The organism is Streptomyces sp. SCSIO 30461, assembly GCF_037023745.1.
In the GTDB taxonomy this organism is placed as follows: Bacteria; Actinomycetota; Actinomycetes; order Streptomycetales; family Streptomycetaceae; genus Streptomyces.
Genome location: NZ_CP146101.1, coordinates 4,791,677 through 4,807,030, shown reverse-complemented (window position 1 = coordinate 4,807,030; position 15,354 = coordinate 4,791,677). Strand labels below are relative to the sequence as shown.

The following is a 15,354-nucleotide window of genomic DNA, read 5'->3' as shown; positions in this document are numbered from 1 at the left end:
GGGGCCGACGCCCGCCCACCGCCTGATCCCGGGTTGGGTATGCCTGAACGCACGCTCTCCCTGGGCTGCGGGGGCCCGTTCCCCGGCGTACGGGGCGGACCCATGGAAACGTATTCGGGCACTGTCCCGGTACAACGCCCGGCACTGCACGGGGAGTTCAGGCACGACTCGCACCCCAGCAGCAGGACCCAGCCCCTCCGCCCGCCCCAGCTAGGCATCCCGGGATACGGAGAACTGCACCGCATCGCCCGTCCCCAGCCCCGGCGAGCCCCACCCGCCCGGCGATCCCCCAGAAAGGAGCCCGCTGTGGACAGCGCCTTCATCGACCTTCTGCGCCGGCAGCTCAGAGTCGAGACCACCACCGAGATCACCACCGACACCAGCCTGCGCGACCTTGGCATGGACTCCATGCGGTCCATCGAATTGCTGTTCAGCATCGAGGAGGCATACGACATCACCCTGCCGGACTCCGATCTGAACGAGACCACCTTCGCCACCCCCGGCAACCTGTGGAAAGCCGTCACCGCACAGCTCGCCGACGGATCGGTGGCCCCGTGAGCGCATCCACCCACGCCGGCCCCGCCGACGGCCAAGATCCCGGGCTCGCCGACGCCCGACCCCTCGCCCCCGCGGACGGCAGACGCCCCGAGCCCGTCGACGACCGCCCCCCCCGGACCCGTCGACGACCGGCCCCCCGGCCTCACCGAGGCGTTGGCCCGTGTGACCCGGGTGGCCGAGCAGCACCTGGCCGCCGCCGACCGCGATGCCGCCTTCCCCGTCGACGCCCTCGACGCGATGCGAACGGAAGGGCTCCTCGGCCTGGTCGTGCCCCGTGCTCACGGAGGTATGGGCGGATCCCTGCGCGACGTCGTCGACGCGGGGCTTGCCCTCGGCCGGTGCGACATGTCGATCGCGCTGATCTTCACCATGCACTGCCAACAGGCCGCCGCGGTTGTCGAGTCCGCCGCCGAGCCGCTGCGCTCCCGCCTGCTGCCGGTGCTCGGCGAGGGGCGCCACTACCTGGCTTCCGTCAGCACCGAGAGCGGCAAGGGAGGCCACGTCCACAGTGCGCACGCCGCCCTGCGGGAAGAGGGCGCCGACCTCGTCGTCGACCGCTTCGCCCCGGTCGTCACCGGGGGTGAGCAGGCCGACGGGTTTCTCATCACCATGAAGAATGCGCAGGCCACGCACGACCGGGACGTCGCTCTGGTGTACGCGGCACGCAAGCAGCTGCTGACCGAACTGGCCGGGGACTGGCAGCCCATGGGGATGCGGGCCACGCGCAGCGCGCCGCTGAAGCTCACCGGCACCGTACCGGCACACCAGGTGCTTGCCCCCGACGTGCCCTTCCGTACCATCGCCGACCGCATCCTCGTCCCCTACGCGCATCTGGGCTGGTCGGCGGCCTGGCTCGGCGCCGCCGCCGGTGCCCTCACCCGCGTCCTGAACCTCATCCGCAGCCCGCAGGGGCGCAAACGCTTCGACGTCGGCTCCGAACTGCTCCTCACCCGGCTCTCCCGGACCCGCCAGCGCCTCGACGCGGTCCACGCCCAGCTGATGCACACCCTGCGGATGGTGGAGACCACCCCCGACCTCACCGCGCCGTCCGCCCAACTCCTCCTCAACGGCCTCAAACTGAGCGCTTCCGAGCAGTGCCGCGCCGCCGTTGACGACCTGATCGAGGCGGTCGGCCTGCAGCACGGCTACCTCAGGGACTCGCCGACCCGGCTGGAGCAGACCCTGCGCGACCTGCGCTCGGCGGCCCTGAACTACCACAACGACCGGCTGCACCTGGCGGACGGCCGGCTCACCCTGCTCGACCGGGAGGTGTGCTTTGTCTGACCGGCCACCGCAGCCCACCACCGCAGCCGATGGCGACCGCCTGTCCGGCGGGGACGAGGAGCTGCGGGCCGCCGTCGCCCACCTGCCGCCCCAGGCCACCGGGCGAGACCTGTGGGCCGCCCTGGGTGCCGCCGGACTGATCGCCTGGATGTATCCGGACGGACAGGCCGACCGCGGCGTCGTGCCCGAGCGGCTGGCCCGGGTCCTCGCCGTGGCCGGGGAACAGTTCGGGTTCGGCAGCACCATGTCCCTCTGCGTCCAGGCCGCCACGACCCTGCCCCTGCTCGCCACCGGCGCCCGCACGGGTTCCGGCCCCTGCGTGGACGCGCTGCACGAAGCCCTTGCCGGACGGACGGTGACCGCCCTCGCGGCAACCGACACCACCGCGGGATCCGACCTGGCCTCCCTGCGCACCGAAGCCAGCATCGGTGCGGACCACGTCGTGCTCGACGGCGCAAAACGCTGGATCAACAACGCCGTCCCGGCCGACCACCTGCTGGTCCTCGCCCGGCACCGGCCCGGCCCCCACTTCACCCACTTCACCTGGTTCCTGGTCCCCGCCGGTACCCCCGGCGTGACCGTGCGGCCCGCCGACACCGCCCTCTTCGACGGTTCCGGCACCGGCGACATCGACCTGACGGACGTACGTCTCCCGCTTTCCCACATCGTCGGGCGCGTCGGACGGGGGCTGCCCGCCTTCGTCCGGCACATCGGTCCAGAACGCCTCGCCGGCGCCCTGTGGAGCGTCGAACTGTGCCGCACCGCCCTCGACAGCACCCTGCGGTGGCTCACCGGCAGACCCCACGGCACCGGCACGTTGTGGGACCTCGACAGCGTCCGGCAGCTCTTCGCGGAGAGTCTCGTGCAGGTCCAGCAGCTGCGGGCGCTGGGCGACGGGCTCCGCGACCGTGTCGTGCACGGCCACGACGCCGCCGCGGCGGCCTCGCTCAAGGCGGCGGCCGGCACCACCGTCAACCATGTCCTGCAGACCTGCGGCCAGCTCCAGGGCGCCCACGGATTCTCCAGCGGCGGCATCCAGGAACTGCGCGCCCAGGCAGCCATCTTCGGCATCAGCGGCGGAGCCACCGAAGTGGTCCGGTCCATCGTCGCCGACTCCGCGCGGAGCGAACTCGACCTGCTGCGCCTCACCACCGCGCCGAGCGACACCCGGTGACATCCGACCGGACCCCGGCCGCCGCCGTTTCCTTCGACCCCCACGACCTCTGGAGCGACCCATGTGGATTCTCGGTGTGAACGCGCCCCCACCGGCTGGCACGACACAGCCGCATGTCTCATCGACGGAACCGGCCGGGTGATCGCCTTCTCGGAGGAGGAGCGCTGCAACCGGGTGCGCCATTCCCTCTACCGCAAGCCCCTGCACGCGGCCCGCTTCTGCCTCGATCAGGCCGGCATCACCGCCGCCGACATCGACGTCGTCGCCATCGGCTGGGACACCGAGCAGCTCTACCCGCGGCGCTTCGCCGACGATGCCGAGTTCCTGGACTTCGCCGTGGGCCTCGACTTCGGCGACCGGCTGCCCGAGGTGGTGCGCGTACCGCACCACGCCGCACACGCCGCCTCCGCGTTCTACGCCTCCCCCTTTCCCAAGGCCGGGGTCCTCGTGATCGACGGACACGGCGAGAACGAGTCCACGACCATCTGGACCTTCGAGGACGGCGCCGAGCCGCGACGGGAACGCGCCTGGCCGCGCACCTCCTCGCTCGGCTACGCCTACGACGCGGCCTCCACCTGGCTCGGCTTGTCCGGCGACGGTGCAGGTGTTCGCGGCAGGGGTCGACAAGAGTGGGCCGGCAGGCCGGTGCGATGCGCAGACCGGTGGGCTCGGGCATGCGGGCGTAGCGTTTGACGGTGCTCAACGCGAGGCCGAGGCGGCGGGAGCAGTCCAGCAGGCCGACGCCCTGGCCGGGCAGGGTGTGGACCTTGTTCCAGCGTTCACGGGTGGTCTGTTCACGGATGCCGCCGGGCAGCGGCGGGTTGAGGACGGCGGCCCAGCAGCCGGCGTGGGCGCGGACCTCGAGCTGGACCTTGTCGCACAGGTTGCGCCACAGGTGCCAGCGTTCGCTGACCTGCACCGCGTTGGGCAGAGCGCGGCGGACAGCCTCGGCATAGGTGGCCGAGCCGTCCCGGCATACGACCTCGATGCCGGGATGTTTGCGCAGCCAGGCTTCCAGGGTATCGGCGTCCCGGCCGGGCAGGACCTCGATGCGCCGGCCGGTGACGGCATCGGCAATGATCGTGGGTTAGCGGTGACGGCGCCGCAGCGCGAAATCGTCCACGCCGATCCCCCGCGGGACCGGCGCCTGGGGCACCGGCAGGCGCCACAGCCACCTCAGCACGGTACCGCGGGAGACCGGCATGGCCAGCAGGTTGGCCAGACACGAGCCCTTCATCGCGGCGCAGGCGAAGAACTCTGCCTCGGACGAAACTGCCGGCACCGCAGAGGGCGCTCGGCCCTTGTAGCTCACCCCGCTGAGGCCGCGCTGTGATGGTCGGCGCCCGCGTGACGTCAGCGGGGGCGCGGGCCCGTACCCGCGATCCGACCCGCGGTCGCTGTGTGACTCCGCGCCGTGAGGAGGTCGCGCCCGGCAGAGGCCGCATCTCCCGGCCATGCCAACGGAGTTCGAGGGTCCGGGAAGAGAGCGGTGACTGCGCGGAGGCCCGGCGTCCGGAGGTCCTCGCGGCCTACGATCGGGACATGACGGTCAACCCTCCCGTACGGTCGTCGGGCCGGCGGACACCTCGCGGCCCCCTGGTGAGGTTGCTCCTCGGCCTGGCCGTACTCGCCCTCCTGGCCGGAGCCGTCTTCGCCGGAGGGGCGCTTCGCCGGTGGCAGTCGGGGCCGACGGAGGTCACCCTCCGGATATCCGGCCACTCCGATGTCGCCGTGCTGACCGTGCCCGGAGTGCCCCAGGACGGCTGTGCCTTCACCGACAAGGTCACCACGTGTACGACCACAGTCTCGGCGGGTGAAGGAGGCAGGGCCCAGGTGCGGGCGGGCACGGAGAAACCGCTGCCGCAGTCTGTCAGGTTGCTGTACTGGGGGTGCGGTGAAGAGGGTGGCGTCGCATCCTGCACCATCACCGGGTCCTCACGCGACGCACGGGTGTGTGTGAGCACCTCTGATCCCAAGGACGAGTCGGCGCGGCAGCGCTGCGCCGAGACCGTCGGGGCACCGGATCCGGAGTCGGGTGCGGCAGCCACCCGCAAGGTCACGGTGGTCCCGGTGACCCCCCGCGGGAACCCGCGTCCCGACTACACCGTCGTCGAGATGGACCGCTCCGCGAAGATCTACGGCAGCGCGTGCACGACCCCTCCCGGTGCGCTGGTCCCCGACATCGTGTCCTGCCCGCCCAACGTCGCAGGGGCGGCCATGTGCTGGATCAAGCCGGAGCACCCCCGCGAACTGCTGTGCGGAAGCCCGTGGAGCAAGACGCTCTACCACCACACGACGCTCGACGCCTGGGACATCACTCTGGAAGGGCTGGTGCGCGCCGCGGAGAGGCCCGGGGAGACCGCGCCCACGGCGGAGACCAAACCCTGGGCGCTCGAACTGGCCGACGGCACGCGCTGCCAGCGCAGGCAGGGAGGGCCCGCGCCCCCGCTGCCCGGACAGTTGAGTGACGCCTACGGCTGCGGCAAGCGGGGGATCGTCGTCGAAGGGCCGGGGACGCCACTCCTCGACACCCGGTCGCCGCTGTGGACGGTCCGGCTGTTCGATCCACTGACACCGGCCTCCCCGGGCGAACCGTCCGAGGACATCGGTGAACTTCTGGAGAGTGAGAGCGTCGCCGTGGCCTACTACGCCGGGCGACCGGACGCGTTGCGCTGACCGGCAAGGGGCCGCCGGGTCGCGGGCCCGGTCGGTCTCCGATCAGCTCGGCTGCGTGCACTTGGGCTGCTTCTCGCCGGATTCGACCAGTTTGCCAGTGGGATTCTGCACGTAGACCACGTCGTATGCGGGGACGCCGAGCCACCCCACGGTCTGGAACGGTTTGTTGTCCTTGAGCCGGATCGTCTGGGTCTCTTGCCTTCCGTCGTAGCTGAGTTCCAGCTCCAACTCCCAGGTGTACAACGACGGCTCGGCGGTGCCGCCGATCACGATGAAGTCGAGGGGCTCGCCCTGGGCCGCGTAACGGTTCTGGCCGTCGGCGAAGATCCGCGTCGTGGGAGTGTTGTGCTTGTCGACCTCCATCCCGTCCTTGCGGGAGGAGTCGAGGTCGATGTAGACCGTGTCGGCGGGCCCACCGCCCTGGGGCGGAACGCACACGAACGTCCCGGACGGTGCCGCCTTCTTGGACAGCACCTTGGCCCTGATCGCGTCGATGTGCACGGGTTGCAGGCGGTTCCCGGTCAGGGTGACGTGATAGCGGGAGACGGACGTGCACACCTCGCCGCAGTTCCGGCCGCCGCGTATGCCGCCGAGCGAGGCGTACTGCCGGGACGCTCGCTGGTCCTGGTCCGAGGGGGTATGGAGCGAGCCGGCGGACAGCCGCTCCGGGAAGACCCAGAAGGTGCCGTCCTGCGGGAGGTCCCAGACCTGCCGCACGGCTACGTGGAAAGGCTCCTCCCCGGCCTTCTGGGGATCCTGGGGCTGGTTGTTCTCCCCGGTGTTCTCCCGGGGGAGAAGGTAGTACCCCCCGGTCAGTGCCAGGACAGTGAGGAGGGCGAGCACCACAACCCAGGGCCCCCGCAGCCCGTGGTGGACGTTCTGGATCCCTGTGATGACGGTGTTGTTCTCGCCGACAGCCGTGCCGGTCCCGCTTCTGCTCACCCGGTCACCACGGCTGTCGGGCCGGCCCGGCCGACCGGGTCTGCTGCGGTCCGGTTGCTTCACTTCGTCCCCCTCCGGTCGGTCCGCCCCGCGCTGCCGCGCACGCCCGGAACATGGCTTGCACCAGATTGCCCGCACCAGGAGTATGCTCCGGCAGCCTCGCGGCTACCTCCTCGCACGGAACGGGTTCCAGGAAGGGCGTCCGCCGTGATCGATGCCGCTGACCGCCCTGCTGCCCTGTCCTGTGGCGGTACTCGGGCCGGTGTCCGTGGCCGTAGACGACCCGTCTCCCCTGCCGTTGGGGAGCTTGATCCCCGTTACCGCCTGACCTCCGTCCCGTGCGTTCGCGGAGCCCGTACGCACCACCCGGTTCCTGGAGTCTGAGGCAGGGGCGGCGAGGATCGCGTAGAGCAGAGCGGCGATACTCGCCGCCGCCTGGACGGAAGCCCCGACCAACTGCCCCGTGTCCGGGCCGTCCAACAGCCAGAACAGGGGGGTCGAGACGATCCCCGCCAACGACACCACCATGAGCGCGGTCTTCCACCCTCGTGACACGGCGCTTGCCCCTTCCCCTTCGCGTCCGCCCACACCGGTGACGTCGGCGACGTTCCGCTGTGCGTCCGGTACACCGGGTAACGCAAGGGAGGGTACGGCTGGTTCCACCGGGGTCGGCGGCTCCATGCGCCGGCACTGTCGTGCCACGTGAGCGGGCGCCCGCCACTGACGCCTTGTCCGTCACGACACGGCTGTCGGTCGCGCCGCAATGGGCTGTGTGCATCGTGAAGTTGCAGTTCACGGGGCTGGTGTGCGGGCGTCTTGTCGTGCTCGATGGGCGGTTCACCGCTCGCCGGTAGCTGCACCGGAACGATGATGGGCTGGGCGTAACCGGCGGGCCCCCGGCGGCAGTTGAGTTTGGTGTGAAGAAAAACAACCCTCACGCCGAGGGCCCTGACGGCCTTGTCTACACCGCCCGCCTGCCGCTGTCGAGCGCCACCCTGAACTATCTCGCCACCCTGATACGCGGCCACTGCAAGAAGATCGGCTCACGGTGGCGGCCCTGACTCCGGGAAAGACCGCGGGGATCGTGCTGGCGGTGCTGCGCTGTGACCAGAGGCCGGGCGATCTGGCCGGCGGAAACGGGGTGCACCGCACCACCGTCACCCGCTGGGTCCGCGAGGTCGTCGGCCTGCTGGCCGCCCGCGCCCCGCGCCTGGACCGCGCCTTGAAGAAGATCACCCGAAAGGGCGGTGGAATCGTACTGCTGGACGGCTCGCTGATACGCACCCGGCGGCGCACCGGAACAGCGAACCGGAAGAACTATTCCGGCAAGCGCAAATGCCACGGCCTGCTCGTGATCGCACTCACCGACGACAAGGGCCGTCTGGCATGGGTCTCCGCGGTGCGGCCCGGACGGACATCGGAGATCACCGCCTGCCGGCACGACAAGCTCACCGCCCATCTCCGCGCGGCCGGGCTCGGCGCGATCGCCGACTGGCGAAGGCCACCACATGAGACACCCTCCAAGATCCGGCCGAGGTCGATCTCCACAGGGAACAGAACCGCCCCCTTATCACCCCGCTGAACGCCCCACCGTCCCGGGCCTTCCCTGAACCTGCGCGGGTGCCCCGGATGTCAAGGCCGTTCTGCCATCTGAGAACAGGGACTTCCAGCAGCGCTAGGGTTTCCGGGACAGAGGGAATGGCACGCTGCCGACCGGGGGAACGAAACACCATGGGACACGGAGCACGAAAGCAACTGGCGAAGCTGCTCGATGCCTCGGAGCGATGCGGGGACTTCAGTACCCGCATCGAGATGTCCGCCCGCGCGCTGCGGATCGAGGTCGACGGCGTCGGGGTGCTGCCCCTGCCGTTGCGCGCTCCGGTCACCAAGAAGCTGATCGCGCAGGCCCGGCAGGCCCGCTTCGGCCGCGGTGAGCAGACCCTGGCCGACACCAGCGTGCGCGATACCTGGGAGATCACCCCGGACCGGATCACCCTGGGCGGCCCCGACTGGGACCGCACCCTGAGCGGCGTCCTCGACGGCGTCCGTACCGCGCTCGGTCTGCCGCCCACCACCGTCCTGCGGGCCGAACCGCACGCGCTGCTCGTCTACGGCAAGGGCCAGTTCTTCCTGCCGCACCAGGACTCCGAGAAGGACGACTCCATGGTGGGCACCCTGGTGGTCTCGCTGCCCTCGCACCACACCGGCGGCGAACTCGTCGTCTCGCACGCCGGCCGGAGCGTCGTCCACCAGGCGTCCCGGGAGAAGCTGACCTTCGCTGCCTTCTACGCGGACTGCCTGCACGAGGTCAAGCCCGTCAAGTCCGGCTACCGCGTCACCCTCACCATGAACCTCCTCGCCGAACGCACCCGCCCGGCCGGCGAGGACGGCGGCGGCCCGGCCGCCGACCTGGCCCACTGCCTGACCGAACACTTCACCGAGTCGGCCGAAGAGCGCTACGCCTACGGCCGCCAGAAAACGGCGCCCCCGAACCGCCTCGTGTACCTCCTCGACCACGAGTACACCCAGCGTGGCCTGGACTGGGACCGCCTCAAGGGTGCCGACGCCACGCGTGCCACCCGGCTCCGCCAGGCCGCCGGGCAGGCGGGCTGCGAGGCGGTCCTCGCATTGGCCGAGGTGAAGGAGACTTGGGACGCCGTACCGCCCTACGACCGCTACGACTACTACGGCGATGTCGAGCACTTCGACGGCTGCGAGGACGAGGAGTGCGAGGGTGAGTGCCTCCTCGACCCCGACGGGGAGCCCGGGGCCGAGCGCCGCCGCAGTGGCGACTTCTCCGACTACGAGCTGGGCGACCTGATCGACGACGAGATCACCCTCGACTGGTGGACCCGCCCCGACGGCGCCGGCGGTGAGCAGATCTCCCTGCCCGTCTCTTACGCCGAGGTGTGCGCCACCACCGAGAACAAGGACCTCACGCCCTACCAGTCCGAGTACGAGGGCTACATGGGCAACTACGGCAACACCCTGGACCGCTGGTACCGGCGGGCCGCAGTGGTGCTCTGGCCCCGGCAACACTCGTTCGCGGCACGCGCCGAGGCCGGCTCCGAGGGAGCCCTGCGAGAACTCCAGGGCCACCTGGACACCGGGGAGTTGGAGCTGGCGCGTACGCTCGCCCGGTCGCTCGCCCCGATCTGGAAGCATCGCGGTTCGGGCGAAGCGGCCGCTCCACTCTTCACTGCCGCCCTGCACGTCGCGGTGGGACTGGAGGAAGCGGACGCCGCCGCGATGCTCCTTGCGCCCTTCGGGGTGGAGACCCTGGGCGAGCGACACGCCCCCGATCTCGCGGCAGCGGCCGCACGGTACGGGCGGACGTGGTCGCGCGGGGCCGTCGGCAGCTGGTTCGGCCCGGTCGCCGCGTACTCCGGGGCGGATCGCGCAGCGTGGCTCGAGTCTCTGCCCGGCCTCTGTGCCGCGCTGCGGACCGCTGACGGTGACGGAGACGCGGTGGCGGCACCGCTGGTCGAGGGCGCGTGGCAAGCGGCCGAGCAGCAGCTCACCGGCTGGCTCGACGTGGGCCGCGAGGCGGAGCGCCGCGCGGGCATGGAACGGCTGGGAGCTCCCTTGGCCCGCATCCTGCAGGCGTGCGACCCGAAAACCGCCGGCACGATCGTCACCGCGCTGCGCGGCCTGCCGGACACCGCCCTGGAATGCCTGCTCCCGGCCCTGCGCACCGCGGCCTGCCGACCGACGACCGTACGAGACGGGGCACCCGCGGCCCACGCCTTCCAGACGCTCGCCGACCACTGCGAGGCCCGGCTCGCCGCGGCCGTCACCCGACCCGTACGCGCGGCGGACGACTGGTCACTCACCCCGGCCGGTACCTGCCGGTCCGGCTGCGGCCTCTGCCCCGACCTCGACGCCTTCCTCACCTCCCGCACCCGTCGGGTCATGGATTGGCCGCTCGCGAAGGACCGGCGCCGCCACATCCACAGCCGTATCGATCTGGCCGGCTTGCCCGTGTCCCACACCACCCGGCGTCAGGGACGCCCCTACACCCTGGTCCTGACCAAGACGAACGCGGTGTTCACCCGTGAGCAAGCGGCCCGCATCCGCGCCGAGACCGACCTGGCGTGGCTGCGGGAGAAATGGCCCCGGCCCCGCGGCTGAAAGGGGACAGACAAGCCCCGCGGCTCGCGCGCCTGGAACGGCAGTCCGCACCCGGGACGCGGATGCCGCGTCCCGGCCGGCCGCGCATCGCCACCTGCCGGTACCTCGCGGCCGCGCAAGCCTGGGCTGCCGGCGGACCAGCGCCGGACGGGTAGGCGATCGGCTCGATCACCCCGCGGGAATCTACGCGAAAGCGGCCGCTCGACGGACGTGAATCCGGATCATGGAGGGGTGGAGGACTGGTACGACTGTAACGACCTGGCCGAACTGCGCATCCGCGTCGATGTGGCGCTCGAGGAGAATGCCGAGCTACGCGCGGAGCTCGCAGAGGTGCGAGCCGAGAATCGGCGTCTGCGCTCCCGTCTGGGAGTTCCCGCACCCGACGCGCCACGGGCGCTGGCTCCGGTCCCCGAGCCTCCCTCGCCGGTCATCACGGAAGGCGGACACGGGCTGCCGTACGCGGACGCGGCCTCCGGGACGGAGGCGAAGATCGCCCTGTTCCGGGCGCTGTTCGCCGGCCGCGAGGACGTCTACGCCACCCGGTGGGTCAGCCCCAAGACGGGCCGGACGGGCTGGAGCCCCGCCGAGGACAACCCGTTCGCCAAGAACAAGGCCGATGCCGAGCGGGTGTTCTGGCCGCTGACGGACCGGGCCGTCTACAACCATCCCTCCCGCCCCGAGCCCGGCGCCCGGGAGACCCACCTGGGGCTGTACCCGCTGCTGGCTGATGACACCTGCCGGCTCCTGGCGGTCGACTTCGACGGCAAGGACGGCAGCGACTGGCGCGGCGATGCGGCCGCCTACGCCTCCGCCTGTCACGACGCCGGTGTCCCCGCCCTGGCGGAGGTCTCCCGCTCCGGGGCCGGCGCACACGTGTGGACCTTCTTCACCGCCCCCGTCTCCGCCGTCAGCGCACGCACACTGGGGATGGCGCTGCTGCGCCGAGCGATCGACGTCCGCGGGCAGATGACGCTGTCCAGCTACGACCGGCTCTTCCCCGCCCAAGACCTACTGCCGACGAACGCCAAGGGCAACGCCCGGTTCGGCAACCTGATCGCGCTGCCCCTCCAGGGGGCCTCCCGGCTCAAGGGCACCACGGTGTTCTGCGACCCGCACACCTGGGAGCCGTACCCCGACCAGTTCGCGCGCCTCTCCACGATCGAGCGGCTCTCCCCGGCCCAGGTCGAGGCGCTCGTCGACAAGCTCGGCGAGGTCAAGGCGGGCCCCTCGGCGACCCCGCCGATCCTGCCGGCCCAAGCCCCGGCGGCGCGCTCTGGGCAAGGCCCCCAGGCCGTCCAGGCCCGGTTGTCGGCCATTCTGGCGATCTCCACCAAGGGCCTGCCGGCTGTCCTGCTCGCCGAGCTCAAGCACACGGCGTCGTGCCAGAACCCGGAGTTCTACCGACGCCAGAACCAGCGGTACTCCACCTGGGACACCCCACGCCTGGTCTGCTCCTTCGACGCCACCGACCCGGACTGGCTAAAGCTGCCGCGCGGCCTGCGCGACGAAGCGGCCCAGCTCATCACCGCCGCCGGCGGCACGCTCACAGTCACCAGCGAACGTGCGGAGACCGCGCCGATCAACGCCCGTTTCACCGGCGAGCTGACCGATGTGCAGGCCCGCGCGGTCGACGCGGTCAAGGACCACACCAGCGGAGTGCTCGTGGCGCCGCCGGGCTCGGGCAAGACCGTGATGGCCTGCGCGCTGATCGCCCACCACAAGACGCCCACCGCGATCATCGTCAACCGCTCCGAGCTGCTGTCCCAGTGGCAGGACCGCCTGGCCACGTTTCTCGACCTCGGCGAGGGCCGCGTCGGTTCCTTGGGCGCGGGCAAGGACCGCCGCAGCCACATCGTCGACCTGATCATGCTGCAGACGCTCAGCCACCGCGACGCCCCCGATGGCTTGTTGGACGGCTACGGCCTGGTGGTCGTCGACGAGTGCCACGCCGTGGGCGCGCAGGGCGCCGAGGCCGCGATCCGCAAGGCCCGCGCCCCTCGATGGATCGGCCTGTCGGCCACCCCGTATCGGGCCGATCAGATGGATCCGCTGATCACCATGCAGTGCGGACCCATCCGGCACGAGATCGCCGACACCAGCGCCTTCGCCAAGCACCTCATCGTCCACCCCACCTCGTTCACTACCGACGAGCCGGGCAACGACGGCGCCTCCTTCCAGGCGATCTACACCGAACTCGCCGCGAACTGCGACCGCAACACCCAGATCGCCGCCGACATCGCCGACGCCGCCCGGCGCGGACGGTGCAGCCTGGCCCTGAGCAACCGAGTCGAACACCTCCACCAACTCGCCACGTCCCTCGCCGCGCACGGCATCGAACCGCTGCTCCTGCACGGCGGCATGCGGCCGGCCGAGCGAGCCCGCGTCCGCACCCACCTGGCTGATGAAACGACCACCCCGCTGGTGCCGCTGGCCATCGACAAGCTGGCCGGTGAAGGATTCGACGCCCCCAGGCTCGACACCCTGTTCCTCACCAGCCCGATCTCCTTCAAGGGACGGGTGATTCAGCAGGTCGGACGGATCATGCGCAACACCGAGACGAAGAAGTCCCACGTCGAGGCGCATGACTACCTCGACGCGGACGTGCCCTGGCTGGAACGCATGCATCACAAGCGGCGCCGCATCCTCGAACGCCGCGGCTTCACCGCCACCACCCCCAACAACCTGCCCCAGCCACCCGCCCACCCCGCGCGGCGCCGACCAGAGACCTCAAGAACCGCGACGACACCACCGGTGGCCGAAGTGCGGCGGTGGGCCAAGGACCAGGGCATGGACGTGCCACCGCGAGGCCGACTCCGCAGCGACATCTGGGACGCCTGGCACGAGGCCCATCCCCACGCCCAGCCGGTCAGCTGAGCCGGCGCGCCTGCGGACGTGGGGCGAGGACGTCCCAGGTCAGTCTGTGACGAACGACCTGAACACCCTCGCAACGGCACTCTACGTCCGGATCGACGACACGTTGCAGGCTTCGCCGGAACTTGCCCCGTGGCGCCCGGCGGTCGGGATCGCACCCACGCTCAGTGACTCCGAACTGCTCACCCTCGCCGTAATGTCGGCGCTGCTCGGCTACACCTCCGAGCGGCCCTGGATGCGCCGTGTCGCGGCGCCCTGCCGCTGCCGGGCACGACGGAGGCGGCCCGCTCGAACATCTCCATGTCAATCTGGCGCACCCTCGCTCACTCACCGCGTCTACGCCTGCGAGTCCTCCTTCAGCCCCGACATCGTCTGGACCCGCCTCGACCACGTCGACTTCACCCCCGCCGCCCGCCTCGACCCGACCGCCGACAACCTGGTCGGCGACGCCACCGGCCGGTACGAGCCCCGTGAACCGTTCACCCTTGTCCTCGGGGGGGCGTGAGGCGGCTCACTCTTCCAGCTCGCGAAGCCGTGGCCCGGCGTCCGGGAGGGGCGGTCAGGGCACGAGGCTGTCGAGGTCGATGTCGAGGGGGATGGGGACGGAGACCTTCAACCGGTTGCGGTGGATGCCGGTGGCCACGTAGGTGCTGGTCATGACGTCGAGTTCGTAGGTGTGGACGGTGGGGGCTCCGGTCTCGTCCTCGACGCGCCAGAAGTGGGGGATCTTGGCCTGTGCGTACTTGAAGGGCTTCAGGGAACGGTCGCGGTCCGCCGACTCCTCCGAGACGACCTCGATGACCAGGGCGACGTCCTCGGGCGCGTACCAAGTCCGGTCGGGGTCGTACGGGGCGGTCGTGATCAGGATGTCCGGCTCGGGGCGGCTCTTCTTGTCGAGCCGGACGGTCATCTCACGCTCGGCGTCGAACCCGACGGGGGCGGCCTGGCGCAGGGCGAAGGTCAGGTTCTCCACCAGCCGGGCGTGCCAGGACCGCTGCGGCGACATCATGAAGATCAGGGCTCCGTCGATGAGTTCGGTGTGCCGCGGTGCCTGGGCGAGACCGTCGAGGTCATCGGCTTCCCAGCCGCTGATCCTGGGCGGGATCATCCAGTCGGGGAGTTCGGCGGTCACGGCTTCCTCCAGGCGCCTCGAAGAGGTTCAGGGGCCCTCATCCCGGATCGCGGACACGGGCGCAACGCTGGCGTCAGCATAGTCGAGCGACCGGACCTCTCACTCGGCCCGTGTGGGCCCGACGAGCCGGAGGCCGGTGATCACCTCGGTGTGGATCCGGACGACGTGGTCCATGGACGAACTGCTTCGGCGGAGTGGTGCACGTCAGCTTGAGCGCTGGGTCGAGGTCGGCCGACACCGGGCTTGCGATGTCGTCGAGGTCGCAGCGGAAGCCCCCCGCCCTTGTTCCTCACAGGTCAGGGGGCCCCGCAATTGGTGCCCTGGCGTACGGCGGTGCCGCGGCTGGTTTCCCGGGCCGCCCGCGCCCCCGACTGGCTCGCTCGGGCACCTGGTCGACAGCTCGGAGTTCACCCGGATCGCCCTAGCCGGACATGAACCTCAGCTGACCCGCTCCACCCTCTGTACGTAAGGGCCCGCGCTTCCCGTGCGGGCCCTTACGCGTCATCCCCTGCTTTGCGGATGCACACGCCCTAGTGGGGCGTATCCCGCCTCCCTGGTGGGAGATGAGTGGGAGACAAGTGGGAGA

The 15,354-nt window shown here is 70.9% G+C and carries 11 protein-coding genes and 2 pseudogenes; 9 read left to right on the top strand and 4 right to left on the bottom strand.

Annotation, left to right across the window (positions count from 1 at the left end; translation table 11 throughout):
- Nucleotides 1-306 precede the first annotated feature (306 nt).
- The 4 genes from V1460_RS21410 to V1460_RS21395 all read left to right on the top strand — a co-directional run bounded on the left by V1460_RS21410 (nucleotide 307) and on the right by V1460_RS21395 (nucleotide 3,709).
- Nucleotides 307-558, top strand: a complete 252-nt coding sequence (locus tag V1460_RS21410; RefSeq protein ID WP_338675256.1) for an acyl carrier protein — start codon at nucleotides 307-309, stop codon at nucleotides 556-558.
- A 162-nt stretch (nucleotides 559-720) separates the two neighbouring features.
- Nucleotides 721-1,842: an acyl-CoA dehydrogenase family protein gene (locus V1460_RS21405; RefSeq protein WP_338675255.1), complete on the top strand. Its 1,122-nt coding sequence runs from the start codon at nucleotides 721-723 to the stop codon at nucleotides 1,840-1,842.
- A complete protein-coding gene (locus V1460_RS21400) occupies nucleotides 1,835-3,016 on the top strand; it encodes an acyl-CoA dehydrogenase (RefSeq protein WP_338675254.1) in 1,182 nt (393 codons plus the stop codon). Before V1460_RS21405 ends, V1460_RS21400 begins: the two co-directional genes overlap by 8 nt.
- A gap of 63 nt (nucleotides 3,017-3,079) precedes the next feature.
- Nucleotides 3,080-3,709 carry a carbamoyltransferase N-terminal domain-containing protein gene (locus V1460_RS21395; protein ID WP_338675253.1) on the top strand — a complete coding sequence of 210 codons (630 nt, stop codon included), beginning with the start codon at nucleotides 3,080-3,082 and terminating at the stop codon, nucleotides 3,707-3,709.
- Here V1460_RS21395 and V1460_RS21390 read toward each other — a convergent pair.
- Nucleotides 3,600-4,313 (bottom strand): annotated as a pseudogene (locus V1460_RS21390) (transposase); the annotation flags it as partial. The gene V1460_RS21395 and the pseudogene V1460_RS21390 sit on opposite strands and share 110 nt — an antisense overlap.
- A gap of 245 nt (nucleotides 4,314-4,558) precedes the next feature.
- Between V1460_RS21390 and V1460_RS21385 the strand changes: the two are divergent.
- Nucleotides 4,559-5,692 (top strand): hypothetical protein, encoded by a 1,134-nt coding sequence (locus V1460_RS21385; RefSeq protein WP_338675252.1) that lies wholly within the window; start codon nucleotides 4,559-4,561, stop codon nucleotides 5,690-5,692.
- A gap of 42 nt (nucleotides 5,693-5,734) precedes the next feature.
- On the opposite strand, the gene V1460_RS21380 is transcribed toward V1460_RS21385, so the two are convergent.
- On the bottom strand, nucleotides 5,735-6,634 hold the full coding sequence (locus tag V1460_RS21380; protein ID WP_338675251.1) for a hypothetical protein: 900 nt from the start codon (nucleotides 6,632-6,634) through the stop codon (nucleotides 5,735-5,737).
- A gap of 165 nt (nucleotides 6,635-6,799) precedes the next feature.
- Nucleotides 6,800-7,189 (bottom strand): hypothetical protein, encoded by a 390-nt coding sequence (locus tag V1460_RS21375; protein WP_338675250.1) that lies wholly within the window; start codon nucleotides 7,187-7,189, stop codon nucleotides 6,800-6,802.
- Nucleotides 7,190-7,551: 362 nt separating this feature from the next.
- Here V1460_RS21375 and V1460_RS21370 point away from each other — a divergent pair.
- The 4 genes and pseudogenes from V1460_RS21370 to V1460_RS36470 all read left to right on the top strand — a co-directional run.
- Nucleotides 7,552-8,126, top strand: a pseudogene (locus V1460_RS21370) (transposase family protein); the annotation flags it as partial.
- A gap of 239 nt (nucleotides 8,127-8,365) precedes the next feature.
- A complete protein-coding gene (locus V1460_RS21365) occupies nucleotides 8,366-10,765 on the top strand; it encodes a 2OG-Fe(II) oxygenase (RefSeq protein WP_338675249.1) in 2,400 nt (799 codons plus the stop codon).
- A gap of 231 nt (nucleotides 10,766-10,996) precedes the next feature.
- Entirely contained in the window at nucleotides 10,997-13,639 is a 2,643-nt protein-coding gene (locus tag V1460_RS21360; RefSeq protein WP_338675248.1) for a TOTE conflict system archaeo-eukaryotic primase domain-containing protein, read from the top strand.
- Between the two features lie 46 nt (nucleotides 13,640-13,685).
- Nucleotides 13,686-14,141, top strand: a complete 456-nt coding sequence (locus tag V1460_RS36470) for a hypothetical protein (protein ID WP_407077503.1) — start codon at nucleotides 13,686-13,688, stop codon at nucleotides 14,139-14,141.
- A 54-nt stretch (nucleotides 14,142-14,195) separates the two neighbouring features.
- Here the strand turns inward: V1460_RS36470 and V1460_RS21350 are convergent, their stop codons facing one another.
- Entirely contained in the window at nucleotides 14,196-14,744 is a 549-nt protein-coding gene (locus V1460_RS21350) for a Uma2 family endonuclease (RefSeq protein WP_407077630.1), read from the bottom strand.
- Nucleotides 14,745-15,354 lie beyond the last annotated feature (610 nt).